At 71.1% G+C, this 13,573-nt stretch carries 12 protein-coding genes and 1 pseudogene; 6 read left to right on the forward strand and 7 right to left on the reverse strand.

Features of this window, described 5'->3' with window-relative positions:
* Nucleotides 1-138: 138 nt before the first annotated feature.
* From ABZ396_RS26735 to ABZ396_RS26755, 5 genes and pseudogenes are all read right to left on the reverse strand, one after another.
* Nucleotides 139-354, reverse strand: a pseudogene (locus tag ABZ396_RS26735) (M1 family peptidase); the annotation flags it as partial.
* 49 nt (nucleotides 355-403) lie between these two features.
* Nucleotides 404-1,003 carry a hypothetical protein gene (locus ABZ396_RS26740; RefSeq protein WP_358926912.1) on the reverse strand — a complete coding sequence of 200 codons (600 nt, stop codon included), beginning with the start codon at nucleotides 1,001-1,003 and terminating at the stop codon, nucleotides 404-406.
* Nucleotides 1,000-2,706: a PHP domain-containing protein gene (locus ABZ396_RS26745; RefSeq protein WP_358926911.1), complete on the reverse strand. Its 1,707-nt coding sequence runs from the start codon at nucleotides 2,704-2,706 to the stop codon at nucleotides 1,000-1,002. Before ABZ396_RS26745 ends, ABZ396_RS26740 begins: the two co-directional genes overlap by 4 nt.
* A 257-nt stretch (nucleotides 2,707-2,963) precedes the next feature.
* Nucleotides 2,964-5,156, reverse strand: a complete 2,193-nt coding sequence (katG, locus tag ABZ396_RS26750) for a catalase/peroxidase HPI (protein WP_358926910.1) — start codon at nucleotides 5,154-5,156, stop codon at nucleotides 2,964-2,966.
* A 36-nt stretch (nucleotides 5,157-5,192) separates the two neighbouring features.
* Nucleotides 5,193-5,630 carry a Fur family transcriptional regulator gene (locus ABZ396_RS26755; protein WP_358926909.1) on the reverse strand — a complete coding sequence of 146 codons (438 nt, stop codon included), beginning with the start codon at nucleotides 5,628-5,630 and terminating at the stop codon, nucleotides 5,193-5,195.
* Between the two features lie 213 nt (nucleotides 5,631-5,843).
* On the opposite strand from ABZ396_RS26755, the gene ABZ396_RS26760 reads away from it, so the two are divergent.
* The 5 genes from ABZ396_RS26760 (at nucleotide 5,844) to ABZ396_RS26780 (ending at nucleotide 9,264) form a co-directional block, all read left to right on the forward strand.
* Complete coding sequence (locus ABZ396_RS26760; RefSeq protein WP_358926908.1) at nucleotides 5,844-6,218, forward strand: sortase-dependent protein; 375 nt, start codon at nucleotides 5,844-5,846, stop codon at nucleotides 6,216-6,218.
* The gene (locus tag ABZ396_RS26765; protein WP_358926907.1) at nucleotides 6,215-6,823 is read left to right on the forward strand and encodes a class F sortase; all 609 of its coding nucleotides are present in this window, start codon (nucleotides 6,215-6,217) and stop codon (nucleotides 6,821-6,823) included. Before ABZ396_RS26760 ends, ABZ396_RS26765 begins: the two co-directional genes overlap by 4 nt.
* An 84-nt stretch (nucleotides 6,824-6,907) precedes the next feature.
* Nucleotides 6,908-7,399 carry an RNA polymerase sigma factor gene (locus ABZ396_RS26770; RefSeq protein WP_358926906.1) on the forward strand — a complete coding sequence of 164 codons (492 nt, stop codon included), beginning with the start codon at nucleotides 6,908-6,910 and terminating at the stop codon, nucleotides 7,397-7,399.
* Nucleotides 7,383-7,841, forward strand: coding sequence for a hypothetical protein (locus tag ABZ396_RS26775; protein ID WP_358926905.1), 459 nt, complete (start codon nucleotides 7,383-7,385; stop codon nucleotides 7,839-7,841). Before ABZ396_RS26770 ends, ABZ396_RS26775 begins: the two co-directional genes overlap by 17 nt.
* A gap of 301 nt (nucleotides 7,842-8,142) precedes the next feature.
* Nucleotides 8,143-9,264: an acyltransferase gene (locus tag ABZ396_RS26780; RefSeq protein WP_358926904.1), complete on the forward strand. Its 1,122-nt coding sequence runs from the start codon at nucleotides 8,143-8,145 to the stop codon at nucleotides 9,262-9,264.
* A 4-nt stretch (nucleotides 9,265-9,268) separates the two neighbouring features.
* On the opposite strand, the gene ABZ396_RS26785 is transcribed toward ABZ396_RS26780, so the two are convergent.
* Both ABZ396_RS26785 and ABZ396_RS26790 read right to left on the reverse strand, forming a co-directional pair.
* Entirely contained in the window at nucleotides 9,269-11,401 is a 2,133-nt protein-coding gene (locus tag ABZ396_RS26785) for a discoidin domain-containing protein (protein ID WP_358926903.1), read from the reverse strand.
* A gap of 216 nt (nucleotides 11,402-11,617) precedes the next feature.
* Nucleotides 11,618-12,319: an SDR family oxidoreductase gene (locus ABZ396_RS26790; RefSeq protein ID WP_358926902.1), complete on the reverse strand. Its 702-nt coding sequence runs from the start codon at nucleotides 12,317-12,319 to the stop codon at nucleotides 11,618-11,620.
* Nucleotides 12,320-12,602: 283 nt separating this feature from the next.
* Here ABZ396_RS26790 and ABZ396_RS26795 point away from each other — a divergent pair, with 283 nt between their 5' ends.
* Nucleotides 12,603-13,523: an SGNH/GDSL hydrolase family protein gene (locus tag ABZ396_RS26795; protein WP_358926901.1), complete on the forward strand. Its 921-nt coding sequence runs from the start codon at nucleotides 12,603-12,605 to the stop codon at nucleotides 13,521-13,523.
* Nucleotides 13,524-13,573: the final 50 nt, after the last annotated feature.

Below are 13,573 nucleotides of genomic sequence, written 5' to 3' on the forward strand. Positions count from 1 at the left end.
TACGAGGGCTTGCACCCGGCACCCCGAGAGCACGCACCGGACGCCGCGGGGCCCGCCCTCCGGGCGGACGACGGGACTTTCGCAACAGGCCCTAGCCCAACGGCCGTCCCGCGGCCGGGTCTGCGGGCCGGTGTGCCGTCAGCCGTCGATGCGGTGGGTGGTCCGGAACGACGTCAGGTCCGTGCTGGTGGCCGCCTGGGCCGCCGCCTTGAACTCGGCGGTGGTCGAGACGCCGTACCAGTGCGCGGTGGCGTAGTTCTTCAGCAGCGTGGCCATGGCGGTGTCGCCGATGAGACGGCGCAGGTCGTGCAGGGCGCACGTGCCTTAGCCGGGGACGACGGTGGAGTAGCGGGAGACAAGGAGCGTGGAGTGCGACCGCACCCAGCTGTGACGCGGCGTCGCGTCAGGGGTGGTCCGCGCAGCAGGGCGTGGGGTTGGGGACCTCGAAGGGGGCCAGCAGGCCGCCCGCCGCCGGGACCAGAACCAGGGTGAGGACCCCGTCCCGCCACTCCGGGCGTACGTGACCCTGCGTCAGGACCTGGGTTGCGGGCGGGAGTTCGGCCGCAGGTGCGCCCAGGACCACCAGGCGCTCGATGGCGCTGTGGTCGAGTACGGCGGCCGCGGTGACCGTACCGGTGAGGTGCTCCACGCCCGGGTAGACGACGGCCCGGCCCGAGGCGGGGGGTGCGCCGGCCGCCCGGCGCGCGGTGTCCACCGCGTCGCCCGGCCCGTGGGCGCGGTCACCCAGGACCAGGCCGGTGCCCTCCGGCAGCCCCTCCAGCAGCTCCTGCCACACCATGTCCGGGTCGGGGACGGCCAGCGACACCGCCGTACCCCGGCGCTCGTCGGTGCGGTGCAGGTGGGAGCAGGCGAACACGCCTTCCGTGAGCGCCAGTCGGCCCAGCAGCTCGTGGATCAGATGGTCCGCCTCGCGCAGGGTCGCCGTACCGGCGTCCACCCCGATGACGGGGTGGACGCCGGAGGCGTGGTGCAGGGAGGTCATGCGGGCAGGACCCACATCGGGTTGGAGTAGAACCACAGGTCCTTCCACGGGTCGGCGTCGCCGAGGACGTCGATGGCCGGGCCCGCCGGGTCCACGGCGGCACCGTTGATGCCGACCGCCGAGCGGTTGCCGTCGGTGCCGCGCAGCCGGACGTAGACCGGCTGGTCGAGGCGGCCGAGGGAGTACGTCAGCCGGACCGCGCCGGTGGCCTTGTTGACCTCGAAGGACTTCACGACCTTGGTGGCGGGCGTGGCGAAGGTGTCCTTGTCGGAGACCGTGCCGGTGACATCGCCCTGGATGACGTCGACCCGGGCCAGGGCGGGCACGAACTGGGACCAGTTGGGGCCGTTGGCGAGGCTGATCTCGATGACCAGGTCGACCTGGCTGCCCTTGCGGACCTGGAGCACGCCGCCGAGGGTCACCGCGCGGGAGCCCGAACGCAGCTGGGCGTTGAGGCCGCTGATCAGGCCGCCGTGGTCGACCCAGACCCGGCCGGCCCGGATGCCGTCCATGACCGACTTGTAGGAGAAGGAGGCGGCGCCGACGTGGGTGCGGGAGTACTGGCCGGGCCAGAAGTCGGTGTCGGTGAGGCTGATGCCGCCGCCGTAGACCGGGTCGTTGTAGCGGCCGTTGGCGTTGAAGTCGCTGTTCGGGCCGCGTACCGCGCTGTCCGCGTAGACGTTGTGGGAGTCGGAGTTGGCGGTGATCCACCAAGGCTTGCCCTCGGCGAGCAGGCTGTCCCACAGACCGCCGACGGTGGCGGTCATCCAGTCGAAGCCGCCCCAGGTGCGGTAGCTCTCCAGCGGGTAGCCGCGGAAGGAGTCGGCGCTCGGGCTGCCGTCGTAGATGCCGCGCGCGCCGCCCGGACCGTTCGGCTTGGGCAGGCCGCCCGCCTGGTGGCCGGGGGCGCCCTCCATGCCGACGGCGATCGACGGCTGGGCGTCGCGCCAGGCGCGGATCTCGTGCGGGGAGTCGATGCCCTTGCGCGCCGGGTGGTTGGCGAGGAACAGGGCGTCCCTGACCTTGCGGCGCTGCACCTGCTCGGCGAGGAAGTTGAGGCCGGAGATGGCCAGCGCCTCGTTGGCGGCGGTGTTGGCGGAGGCGCCCTTGACCGAACCGTCGAAGGAGTTCTCGAACTCCTTGAGGACGGCGACCTCGTTCTTGCCGGGGTGGACGAAGACGGTGCCGTGCTCGGCGGCCGGGATGTTCCACTCCAGGCCCTGGAAGACCAGCGTGTCCTCGGTCGCGTCGCGGGCCGCGACGATGTCCGGGTTGACCTTCTCGACACCGATCTTGGCGTGGGTCTCGCTGCCGTGGTCGGTGATGACCATCCAGTCCAGGCCGTTCGCGTTGGCCTGCCGGACGTGGTCGATGACCCGGTACTTGGCGTCGGAGCTGTACTGGGTGTGGATGTGGTGGTCACCGGCCAGCCACAGATAGCCGCCGGTCCGGCCGCCGCTCTGGGAGAGGGAGGAGGAGGCCGCGGCGGCCTGACCCGCGCCGGCGAGGACACTGCCCGCCGCGAGGCCCGCGCCGAGCAGACCGGTGCGGCGCAGCATCGAGCGGCGGGAGAGCTGACCGGGTGTCAGCTCCTCGTCGGGGACCGACAGATCGAGGGCGGGCGGGAGCGACGAGGCGTCGGCGTCCGTGTCGTGGCGATGGTGGTGAGGGTGACCGTGGTCGTGGCTGTGACCGTGGCTCATGTGCGAACTCCCGCGGGCGGTCGGGATGGGGGTGACTCAGGACGTGCAGAGTCTGCGAAGGTCGCATGAACAACGGGAGGCGGGGTCATAGTGAGGTAAAGAACCGCTGATGTGCAGCAAACTACGGGGAGTGGGCACGTAAAGCCGCACCTGCGGACGGTAAAGCCGCTCGCGCGGACCGGAGAGCCGCGGACGCGAAGACGCCCGGGCCGGCCGGTGAGGCCGGCCCGGGCGTCACGCACCGGGCTTCGCCGGGATCAGACCAGGTCGAACCGGTCCGCGTTGGCGACCTTCGTCCAGGCGGCGACGAAGTCCTTCACGAACTTCTCCTTGGCGTCGTCGCTCGCGTAGACCTCGGCCACCGCGCGCAGCTCGGAGTTGGCGCCGAAGACCAGGTCGGCACGGGTGCCGGTCCACTTGACCGCGCCGGTGGCCAGGTCGCGGCCCTCGAACGTGGTCTGGTCCTCGGAGGTCGACTTCCACTCCGTGCCGTAGTCGAGCAGGTTGGCGAAGAAGTCGTTGGTCAGCACGCCCGGGGTCTCGGTGAGGACACCGTGCTTGGACTGGCCCTGGTTGGCGCCGAGCACGCGCAGACCGCCGACCAGGACGGTCAGCTCGGGGGCGCTGAGGCCGAGCAGGTTGGCGCGGTCGAGGAGCAGGTACTCGGCCGGCAGGCGGTTGCCCTTGCCGAGGTAGTTGCGGAAGCCGTCGGCCGTCGGCTCCAGGGCCGCGAAGGACTCGGCGTCCGTGTGCTCCTCGGTCGCGTCGACACGGCCCGGGGTGAAGGGCACCTCGATGTCCACGCCGGCGTCCTTGGCGGCCTTCTCCACGGCGGCGGCACCGCCGAGGACGATCAGGTCGGCCAGGGAGACCTTCTTGGCGCCGGTGTTGAACTCCGACTGGACGCCCTCCAGGACGCGCAGCACCTGGGCGAGCTGGTCGGGGTCGTTGACCTCCCAGCCGCGCTGCGGCTCAAGGCGGATCCGGGCACCGTTGGCGCCGCCGCGCTTGTCGCTGCCGCGGTACGTCGAGGCCGACGCCCAGGCGGTGGAGACCAGCTGCGAGACGGTCAGGCCCGAGTCGAGGAGCTTGGCCTTGAGGGCCGCGACATCGGCGGCGTCGATGGGCTCGCCCTCGGTCGCCGGCAGCGGGTCCTGCCACAGCAGGGTCTCCGCCGGGACCTCCGGGCCGAGGTACAGGGACTTCGGGCCCATGTCACGGTGGGTCAGCTTGTACCAGGCGCGGGCGAAGGCGTCCGCGAACTCCTGGGGGTTCTCGTGGAACCGGCGGGAGATGGGCTCGTAGATCGGGTCGAAGCGCAGCGACAGGTCGGTGGTGAGCATCGTGGGCAGACGCTTCTTCGACGGGTCGTGCGCGTCGGGGATGATCGCCTCGGCGTCCTTGGCGACCCACTGCTTGGCGCCGGCCGGGGACTCGGTCAGCTCCCACTCGTAGCCGAAGAGGATGTCGAAGAAGTCGTTGCTCCACTGGGTGGGCTTGGTGGTCCAGGTGACCTCCAGGCCGCTGGTGATCGCGTCGCCGGCCTTGCCGGTGCCGTAGGTGCTCTTCCAGCCGAGGCCCTGCTGCTCGATCGGCGCGCCCTCGGGGTCGGCGCCGACGTTGTCCGCGGGGCCGGCGCCGTGGGTCTTGCCGAAGGTGTGGCCACCGGCGATGAGGGCGACGGTCTCCTCGTCGTTCATCGCCATGCGGCGGAACGTCTCACGGATGTCGCGGGCCGCGGCGATCGGGTCCGGGTTGCCGTTGGGGCCCTCCGGGTTGACGTAGATGAGGCCCATCTGGACGGCGCCGAGCGGGCTCTCCAGGTCACGGTCGCCGGTGTAGCGCTGGTCGTCGAGCCAGACCTTCTCGGGACCCCAGTAGACGTCCTCCTCCGGCTCCCAGACGTCCTCGCGGCCGCCGCCGAAGCCGAAGGTCTCGAAGCCCATCGACTCCAGGGCCACGTTGCCGGTGAGGATCATGAGGTCGGCCCAGGAGATGGACCGGCCGTACTTCTTCTTCACCGGCCACAGCAGACGGCGGGCCTTGTCGAGGTTGCCGTTGTCCGGCCAGCTGTTGAGCGGGGCGAAGCGCTGCTGGCCGGCGCCGGCACCGCCGCGGCCGTCGGAGATGCGGTAGGTGCCCGCGCTGTGCCAGGCCATCCGGATCATCAGCGGGCCGTAGTTGCCGAAGTCGGCCGGCCACCAGTCCTGCGAGCTGGTGAGTACCTCGGCGATGTCAGTTTTCACGGCCGCGAGATCGAGGGCCTGGAACGCCGCGGCGTAGTCGAAGCCCTCGTCGAGCGGGTTCGCGACGGCCGGGTTCTTGGCAAGGATCTTCAGGTTGAGCCCCTCGGGCCACCACTGGCGGTTGCCGCCACCCTGGGTGGGGTGCGGGGCACGGTCGTGCGCGACCGGGCACTTGCCCGCGGCGTTCTCCTGGGTCTCGGACATGGGTGAAATCCTTCCGGAAGGGGCGGATCAACGTACTCAGGAACTGCTGACGGTGGAGCAGGCGGGGCACAGGCCCCAGTAGATGACCTCGGCCTCGTCGATGGCGAAGCCGTGGTTGTCCGAGGCGGTCAGGCACGGGGCGTCGCCGACCGCGCAGTCGACGTCGGCGACGGCACCGCACGACCGGCACAGGACGTGGTGGTGGTTGTCGCCGACGCGCCCCTCGAAGCGGGCCGGGCTGCCGGCCGGTTCGATACGGCGGACAAGTCCTGCCGTGGTGAGCGCGTGCAGCGCGTCGTACACGGCTTGAAGCGATATGTGGCCTACGCGCTCGCGGACGCCCGAGGCGACCCCTTCGACGTCGAGATGGTCGCCGTTTCGAACGGTCTCCAGCAGCGCGACGCGGGCGGCCGTCACCCGCAGGCCGGCACCGCGCAGCTCGTCGGCGGTGGTCGGGGGCCGGGATGCGGTCATGGCGGTCAACCTATCCTCATAAACACGAGTGATTCAAGAAAACAAACCGTTCAAGTTTGGTGCCGAAGCGGACAACTCCTGCTTCTCTGCCGTCACCCGCCCGGGGCTTTGCCGTCTCTTTGCAACCCGCCCCGGTGCCGGGTCGTCTCTCCGCTCGATCCGTTACTCAGCCCGCCCCGACCACTGCGGGCCGACGAAAGAGAGAGCGTCTCCATGCGCCGAACTGTCCTGAGCGCCACGGCACTCGCCTGCACCGCCGTCCTGGGCGCCACCGTGCCGGCCTTCGCCGACAGCACCAGCCCGAGCCCGGTCCCCACTGTGGCACCCTCCGCCGCACCCTCCGCGGAACCGTCCGTCGCCCCGTCCGAGGCGCGGTCCACCAGGCCCACCCGGGCGGCGACCCCCGCACCGGCCCGCAGCCGGGGCCAGGTCGCGGCCGTGCCCGAGGGCGCACCCGACACCGGGGTGACGGAGCCGTCCTCGGGCTCCGGCACCGAGGGCGCGCTGATCGGCGGGGGCGCGGCGGCGGCACTCACCGCGGGCGCCGTGGTGTTCGCCGTGCGTCGCCGCCGGGCGACCGGGGCATGACCTCGCTCTCCAGGCGCGCCTTCGTCACCGCCGCGACGGCCTCGCTGCTGGCGGGCTGCGCGGGGCAGGCCCCTCACCGGGCGGCCACGATCGCCCGCCACGGGCGGCCGCCGGCGTCCTCGCCGTCCGCCACTCCGACCGCGCTCGGGCGTTCCGTGCCGGTCCGGCTGCGCATCCCGGCGATCGGCGTCGACACCCCGCTGTTGCGGCTGGGGCTGGCGGCCGACGGCACGGTGCAGGTGCCGCCGATCACCGCGCACGACCGGGCCGGCTGGTACGGCCAGTCCCCTACTCCGGGGCAGGTCGGCCCGTCGGTGATCCTCGGCCATGTCACGGTCGGCACCTACGGTGACGGCGTCTTCCGCCGGCTCGGGGAGCTGCGCCGGGGCGAGCAGGCCGTGGCGCGTCTGGAGAACGGCCGGTCGGCGGTCTTCACCGTCGACGAGGTGCGTACGGTCGCCAAGGCCGAGTTCCCCACCGAGGACGTGTACGGGGACGTGAACCGCCCGGAGCTGCGGCTGATCACCTGCGGCGGCCCGCGCGGCGGCGACGGCTACCTCGACAACGTGATCGTCTTCGCCACGCTGACCGGCACGACACCCTGATCCGCCAGAGCGGATGCGGGACCGGTGGAACGTACGGCACCGGTCCCGCCTCCTCCTCGACGAGCCCTTCGACCCTGGAGAACGTTGAAACGGTCCCGTGACCGGGCGGCGTCCGAGCTGTTCGCCGCCCTGTACCCGCGCTTGGCCGGCTGGTGCCGCCGTCTGGTCGACGACGACGAGACCGCGCACGAGATCGCCTCGGAGGCGTTCACCCGGCTGTGGGCCCGGTGGACGTCGGTGGAGGAGCCCCGCGGCTTCCTCTACGTCACCGCGGCCAATCTCGTCCGGGACCACTGGCGCAAGCTGGAGCGTGAGCGTCGGGCCGTGCGTCGCGTCGGCTCGGAGGTCGCGACCCGCCCGCACACCGAGCAGACGGATCCCTCGGTACGGCTGCTGGTGCAGTCGCTGCCGGAGCGACTGCGCATCCCGATCCTGCTGCACTACTACGCTGACATGCCGATCCGGGAGGTGTCCGAGCTGACCGGGCGCAAGGAGGGGACCGTCAAGGCCGACCTGCACGCGGCCCGTGAACTGCTCCGCGTCCATCTGAGGAGAAGCCTTGACCACACGCTTTGACGAGGAGCCGGAGTTCGACGGCACCGACGATCCGCTCGCCGTCATCCTGCGACCGCCGGCCGCCCACCTGGGTCCGCCGCCGGGCCGCTATGAGGAGATCCGCCGCACCGCGAGCCGCCGCCGGCTGGTCCGAGCGGCGACCGGGGCCGGGGTGACCTGCGCCGTCGCCGCCCTCGTCGCCCTGCAGCTGCATGTGACGGCACCCTCGGCACCGGTGTCCCCGCGGGTCCCGCTCGCGCCGCCGGCCGTCAGCCCCACGACCCCGCACCGCCCCACGACCTCTCCGGTACCCGTCAGCCCCTCGGCGATCCCCAGTGTCGCGCCGGACAGGAGCGGCACCGCGCAGACCCGTACCCGTCCACCGTCGGCGCCTCCGTCGGCGGTGCGGGTCGCACCGTCCGAGGACCGGCGGCGCGCCGCCGCCACGCCGTCCCCGTCATAGCCGCGTCAACACGGAGCGGGGCGGCATCACCCCTTTGTGCCTCCAGGTTTGGACGTGCCGCCTGTGGTGCGAAAGCTCGGGCCAGGCCGTCAGGCCGGGGGGTGCGGCACAGAGCGAGGGCCGCGGTCCGTGTCGACCGTCCGGGTAGGGTCGCACCCGCCCATCCGGCCGCTGCGGCCCGTTTGGCCGAGTCCGCTCCTCGGCGTTGGTGTGATGTTTGCCAAGAGGCCGGAATGAAAGGTGTGGAACGGGCAACGCTCCGTTCCATGCTCCACGCGCGAACCCTCCGGCAGGTGACTTGATGACGACGGCGACCACGGCCCCTCTGACCGCTCCGGCCGCCGCGCCACCCTCCCGTACCCAGCCGTTCGCTCCCGCCCCTTCGCTGCCGTCCCTCACCGGGCTGAGATGGATGGCCGCCCTGCTGGTCTTCGGACTGCACGTGCACAACTTTCATTATTTCGGCGGCACCGGCGCCCGCTTCATGTCCTGGGGGTTCGAGGCCGGCGCCTCCGGAGTGTCGTTCTTCTTCGTGCTGTCCGGGTTCGTACTGATGTGGTCCGCGCGGCCGGGCGACCGGCCGCGGCGTTTCTGGTGGCGGCGCGTCGCCCGGATCTATCCGGTGCACCTGGTGACCGCCGTCATCGCACTGGTGATGGCGGTCACGCTGCCCCGCCAGCCGAAGCCCACCGTGCCGCAGGGCCTGGCCGACGTCTTCCTGGTGCACTCCTGGTGGCGGCCGTGGTGGCAGACGCTGGACCCGGTCAGCTGGTCGCTGGCCTGCGAGGCCTTCTTCTATGCCGCGTTCCCGCTGCTGGCCCTGCTGCTGCGCCGGCTGAACGCCCGGGGCGCCACGCTGCTGGCCGCACTGTCCGTACTGGCGGTGCTGGTGCTGGCCTGGACGGACGCCCACCACTGGTGGGGCCAGCCCATCAGCTCCTTCCCGGCGGCCCGGCTGCCCGAGTTCGTACTCGGCGCGGCCACCGCGCGGCTGGTGCTGCTCGGCCGCTGGCGCGGCCCCGGCCTGGAGGCCTCGCTCGCGCTGGCGATCATCGGCTACTTCCTGGTCCCCCAGGTCACCGACGAATACGCGGCCACCGCCTGCACCATCATGGGCTTCGCGCTGCTCATCCCTGCGGCGGCCGTCGCGGACCTGCGCGGGCTGCCCTCGCTGTGGCGCCGCCCTCGGCTGGTCCGCCTGGGCGAGCTGTCGTTCGCGTTCTACATGATCCATTTGCTGGTGCTGCGGGCGGGCACCCAACTGCTCGGTACCCGCCCGCGCTTCGGCCTGCTCACCGGGACGGCCGTCGCCGCCGTCGCGTTCACCGTCTCGCTGGGCCTGTCCTGGCTCCTCTACGAGGGCGTGGAGCGGCCCGCGCGACGGCTGCTGCTGCGGCGCCCGGCACGGCGGCGGACGGCCTAGCCGGCTATGGGAACTGCGTCACTTTGGAGGGCACGGTGCTGGTCCCCGAGGTCGGTGCTCCCGTGGTGTTGACGACGTGGGCGTACTGGCCCATGCCACCCAGAGAGATCACCAGCAGGTCGTGCATCTTGATGCCCGAGCCGGTCGGCACCTGGAAGCCGTTGGACTGCACGATCGACGGATCGGCCGTGTAGTTGCAGTAGCTGCCCAGCCCCCACGCCTCGTGGGTGGTCACGGTGTCGGCGACCTTGTAGGCCGCGTAGCCGACGACGCCGTCGTGGGTGATGGCGGCGGCGTTCGGGGCGTCGTACGCCTTCTCGTTCTGGAAGAAGATCGTGCGCCCTCTCTCTCCGTTCCAGTAGACGTCGTACTTGTTGAAGTGCTCGACGAACAGGCCGGTGGCGAGGACGTCGTTGCCGTTGACTCTGAGGCCGTAGTCGGCGCGGTTGGTGTTCCAGCCGACTCCGCTGCCGTGGTCGGCGCGCCAGATCCAGGTGTGGTCGATGATCACGTTGTTGCTGTTGACCACGACGGAGTTGGTGGCGAGGCCGGGTCCGGCGCCGCCGATGCGCACGAACACGTCCTGCATGGTGGTGGGGTTGGCGGAGTGGTCGGCGGTGGAGCCGGGGTCGCCGATGCGCAGCAGCGTGTCGGTGTTGGCGCTGCCCGCGTCGATGAGGAACCCGGCGAGCTTCACACCGTCGACGTCGGCGACGTGCATGGCGTCGACGCCGTTGTCCGGGATCAGGGTGGCGAGGCCGAGGCCGAGGACCACGGTGTTGGCGCGGTTGACGTTGATGGTCTGGTCGAGGTGGTAGATGCCCGGCGTGAAGAGGAGGTTGAGGCCCTGGGCGAGGGCCGCGTTGATGGTGGCCGCCGTGGCGCCGGGCTTGACGACGTAGAACTGGTCCAGCGGCAGTGAGGTGCCCGCGTTGGCCGGCCAGGAGACGCCCCGGGCGTTGGTGCGCTTGGCCGGGACGAAGATCTTGTAGGTGCTGCCGTCCAGGTACAGGAACGGCTTCTCACGCGAGACCGGGGTGGTGTCCAGCGTGGTGTACGGGCCGGAGTCGAAGTTGGTCGCGGGCGCGCCCTGGACGCCGGAGAAGGTCATGTTCCACACGCCGTTGGTCCAGCCGCCGACCGAACTGTCCCGGGTGTACCACTGCTGCTGGGAGTACGGGCCGACCGTCCCGTCGATCTTCGAGTCGGCGATGTACCCGCCGGAGGCCCAGCCGTAGCCGTTCGGGGCGAGGTTCAGACCGCCCTTGACGTGAATACGGCGGAAGGGTGCCGCCTGCGCCACGGCCCAGCGGTCGGTGCCGTTGGACGGGGTGATGGCGAGGTTCTCCGCCGAACGCCAGAAGTTCTGCGTGGCGTTGCCGTTGAACCAGCCGGCGTCGACCGTGACATCACCGTTGATCTGCGTGTCGTCGGGGTTGAGGCCGAGGCCGGAGATCGAGGTGTAGAAGCCGATCTGGGCGTTGATGCCGTTGTAGGTGCCCGGCTTGAGCAGGAACTGGTAGCGGCCGGTGCCGAACTGCGCGGACTCCTGCTGGGCGAAGACGGAGTCGAACTTCTGCTGAAGGTTCGGCGTGGACGGGTCGACGACGATCACGTTCGGGCCGAGGTCACCGCCGCCTTGGACGGGCGGCGTGCCGGTGGCGGTGCCGTAGACCTGGAACTCCCAGAGCGAGTAGCCGTACTGGGTGGCGCGGTGCACACCCTGCATCCGGACGTAACGGCCCTGCCCGGACACGTCGAGGGTGTCGGTGCCGCCGTCGCCGCCGGTGACCGACTTGAGGTCGGTCCAGCTGGTGCCGTTCGCGGAGATCTGGACCTTGTAGTCCTTGCCGTAGGCGGTCTCCCAGTTGAGGACCACCTGGTTGACCGTGGCGGTGGCGCCGAGGTCGACCTGGAGCCACTGGTCGTCGGTGAAGGCGGACGACCAGCGGGTGCCGGTGTTGCCGTCGACCGCGTTCCCCGCGGCTGTCCCGCCGTTCTCCTCGGAGGAGGCGGTGGCCGTCTTCCCCTGGGACAACGGGGTGTCGGCTGCCTGCGCCGCCGGCGCGTGCGCGGTGGGCAGGGCGAGCAGCGCCGCCATGGCGGCGAGCGCTACGCCCAAGGATCTCAGTCTCATCAGCGGCTCCCTGATAGGCACGAGGCGCACCCGACCGACGCACTCCCGCGCTTAGTTCAGGATTTGATTTAAGTGATGAGGCAACACGGCGACAACCCTTCGGTACCGGAATTTTCGGCAGCCGGCTCCTGCCACCGCTCCCGTGCAGGCCATCTCGGCCAGGGCGCGCGGCCGGGCGTGCGGGTCACGTCGGCGGCGGCTGTCACCGGTTCCCGGTCACCGGGCGAGTTGCTGGTACATGGCGGCGAGGTCGCCCGACAGGGCGCCCTTGGCCCAGCGGGTGATGTCGTCGGCGAGCACTTCGTAGGCGCCCGACTCGATGCCGTCGAGGGCGGCCGCGGCGATGTCCTGCGGCTTCGCCTTGGGCCCGTCGACGTGGGCCGCCATGTCGGTGTCGACATAGCCCATGTGCAGGCCGGTGACGCCGATGCCACGCGGCTGGAGCGCCAGGCGCAGGCTGTTGGTCTGCGACCAGAGAGCCGACTTGGAGGCGCTGTAGGCGCCGCCTTCGGCGACCCAGGACAGGACCGAGTGGACGTTGAGGATGTGGCCGCCGCCGTTGCGCTCGATGACCGGGGCGAAGGCGCGGGTGAGCAGCAGTGGGCCGTAGAAGTTGATCTCGAACTCGCGCCGGATGTCGTCGAGCGAGGAGGTCAGGAAGCGGGTTCCGGTGGCGACCCCCGCGTTGTTGATCAGGAGGGTGACGTCCTGGGCCTGCTCGGCGACAGCGGCCACGGAGTCGGGGTCGGTCACCTCCAGTGCCAGCGCCACCGCGTGCGGGTGGGTGATGGAGCGCGGGTCGCGGGCGGTCGCGTAGACCTTTCCGGCGCCGCGCGCGTACAGCTCTTCCACCAGCGCCTTTCCGATGCCACGGCTGCCGCCGGTGACGAGGACGACGGAACCCTTGATCGCGGTCATGACATTCACACTCCAGGTATGGGGCAGGTTGGGAAACCGATCGGTTTCCTACGACAACCGCCATCGTAAACCGATCGGTTTCGCGCTGCAATCGCGGAGGGTGACGCCAGGCCTCGGCCGCCCCGGATCCCCGTGCGGGCAGGGCGAGTTACTCGTTCCAGTTGATTGCGTCCGACCCCTGGCTACGGACTCCTACCGGGCGGTATACAGACCCCCGACACACGCGTGCGGGCCGCCCGTCGGGACCGGTTCCGTGCGCGTCCTGGTTCCAGGGGGGATCTCCATGGCGTACGGCACCCCGTCCGGCGATGCGGCGAGACGGCACCGGCGGAAGGTCACCGTGGCGGCGGCACTGGGCGGCTGCGCCCTGGTGGCCGCATCCACGACACCGGCCGCGGCACACGACGGCGGCCACCACGGCGGCAAAGACCGCGGCACGAGCTATGTGGCCCTGGGCGACTCCTACACCTCGGGCCCCGCCATCCCGACGCAGGTCGACGCGAACTGTGCCCGCTCCGACCGCAACTACCCCTCGTTGGTGGCGGCGGCGCGGCAGGTCAGCGCGTTCAAGGACGTGAGCTGTGGCGGTGCGACGACGGCGGAGATGTGGAAGGCACAGGGCACCAACGGCCCTCAGCTCGACGCCGTGCGGCGGGACACCGACCTGGTGACGGTCCAGATCGGCGGCAACGACATCGGGTTCGGCCCCATCATCGGCACGTGCGCGGCCCTCAGCGCCACGGATCTGACGGGCAACCCCTGCCAGCGGTACTACAACGCCTCCGGCACCGACCAGTTGACGCTCAACATCGCACAGACCGCACCCAAGGTCGACAAGGTGCTGCGGGCCGTCCATGCCCGGGCCCCGCACGCCCGGATCCTGGTCGTCGGCTACCCCGACCTGCTGCCCGACGACGGCAGCGGCTGCTATCCGACGGTGCCCTTCGCCGCCAAGGACTTCCCCTACCTCCGGGACACCGGGAAACGGCTGAACCTCATGCTGCGCGTCGTCGCCGCGTGGAACGGCGCAAGGTACGTGGACACCTACGGCCCGACCGTCGGCCACGACATGTGCAAGGCCCCCGCCGACCGCTGGATCGAGCCACTCCAGCCGACCTCACCGGCGGCTCCCGCCCACCCCAACGCCAAGGGCGAGGCGGCCATGGCCGAGGCCGTGCTGGAGCGACTGGGCAAGCGGTACTGAGGGGGGCCACGAGGGGGTCTCGGCCTTCCTGAGCGCGCCGACCGTCCGCG

It is taken from the genome of Streptomyces sp. NPDC005866 (assembly GCF_040629895.1).
Taxonomy (GTDB): Bacteria; Actinomycetota; Actinomycetes; order Streptomycetales; family Streptomycetaceae; genus Streptomyces.

Coding starts and splice junctions, on each gene's coding strand:
- ABZ396_RS26740 (WP_358926912.1), bottom strand. CDS start 1,003: ATGACCTCCCTGCACCACGCCTCCGGCGTCCACCCCGTCATCGGGGTG.
- ABZ396_RS26745 (WP_358926911.1), bottom strand. CDS start 2,706: ATGAGCCACGGTCACAGCCACGACCACGGTCACCCTCACCACCATCGC.
- katG (WP_358926910.1), bottom strand. CDS start 5,156: ATGTCCGAGACCCAGGAGAACGCCGCGGGCAAGTGCCCGGTCGCGCAC.
- ABZ396_RS26755 (WP_358926909.1), bottom strand. CDS start 5,630: ATGACCGCATCCCGGCCCCCGACCACCGCCGACGAGCTGCGCGGTGCC.
- ABZ396_RS26760 (WP_358926908.1), top strand. CDS start 5,844: ATGCGCCGAACTGTCCTGAGCGCCACGGCACTCGCCTGCACCGCCGTC.
- ABZ396_RS26765 (WP_358926907.1), top strand. CDS start 6,215: ATGACCTCGCTCTCCAGGCGCGCCTTCGTCACCGCCGCGACGGCCTCG.
- ABZ396_RS26780 (WP_358926904.1), top strand. CDS start 8,143: ATGACGACGGCGACCACGGCCCCTCTGACCGCTCCGGCCGCCGCGCCA.
- ABZ396_RS26785 (WP_358926903.1), bottom strand. CDS start 11,401: ATGAGACTGAGATCCTTGGGCGTAGCGCTCGCCGCCATGGCGGCGCTG.
- ABZ396_RS26790 (WP_358926902.1), bottom strand. CDS start 12,319: ATGACCGCGATCAAGGGTTCCGTCGTCCTCGTCACCGGCGGCAGCCGT.
- ABZ396_RS26795 (WP_358926901.1), top strand. CDS start 12,603: ATGGCGTACGGCACCCCGTCCGGCGATGCGGCGAGACGGCACCGGCGG.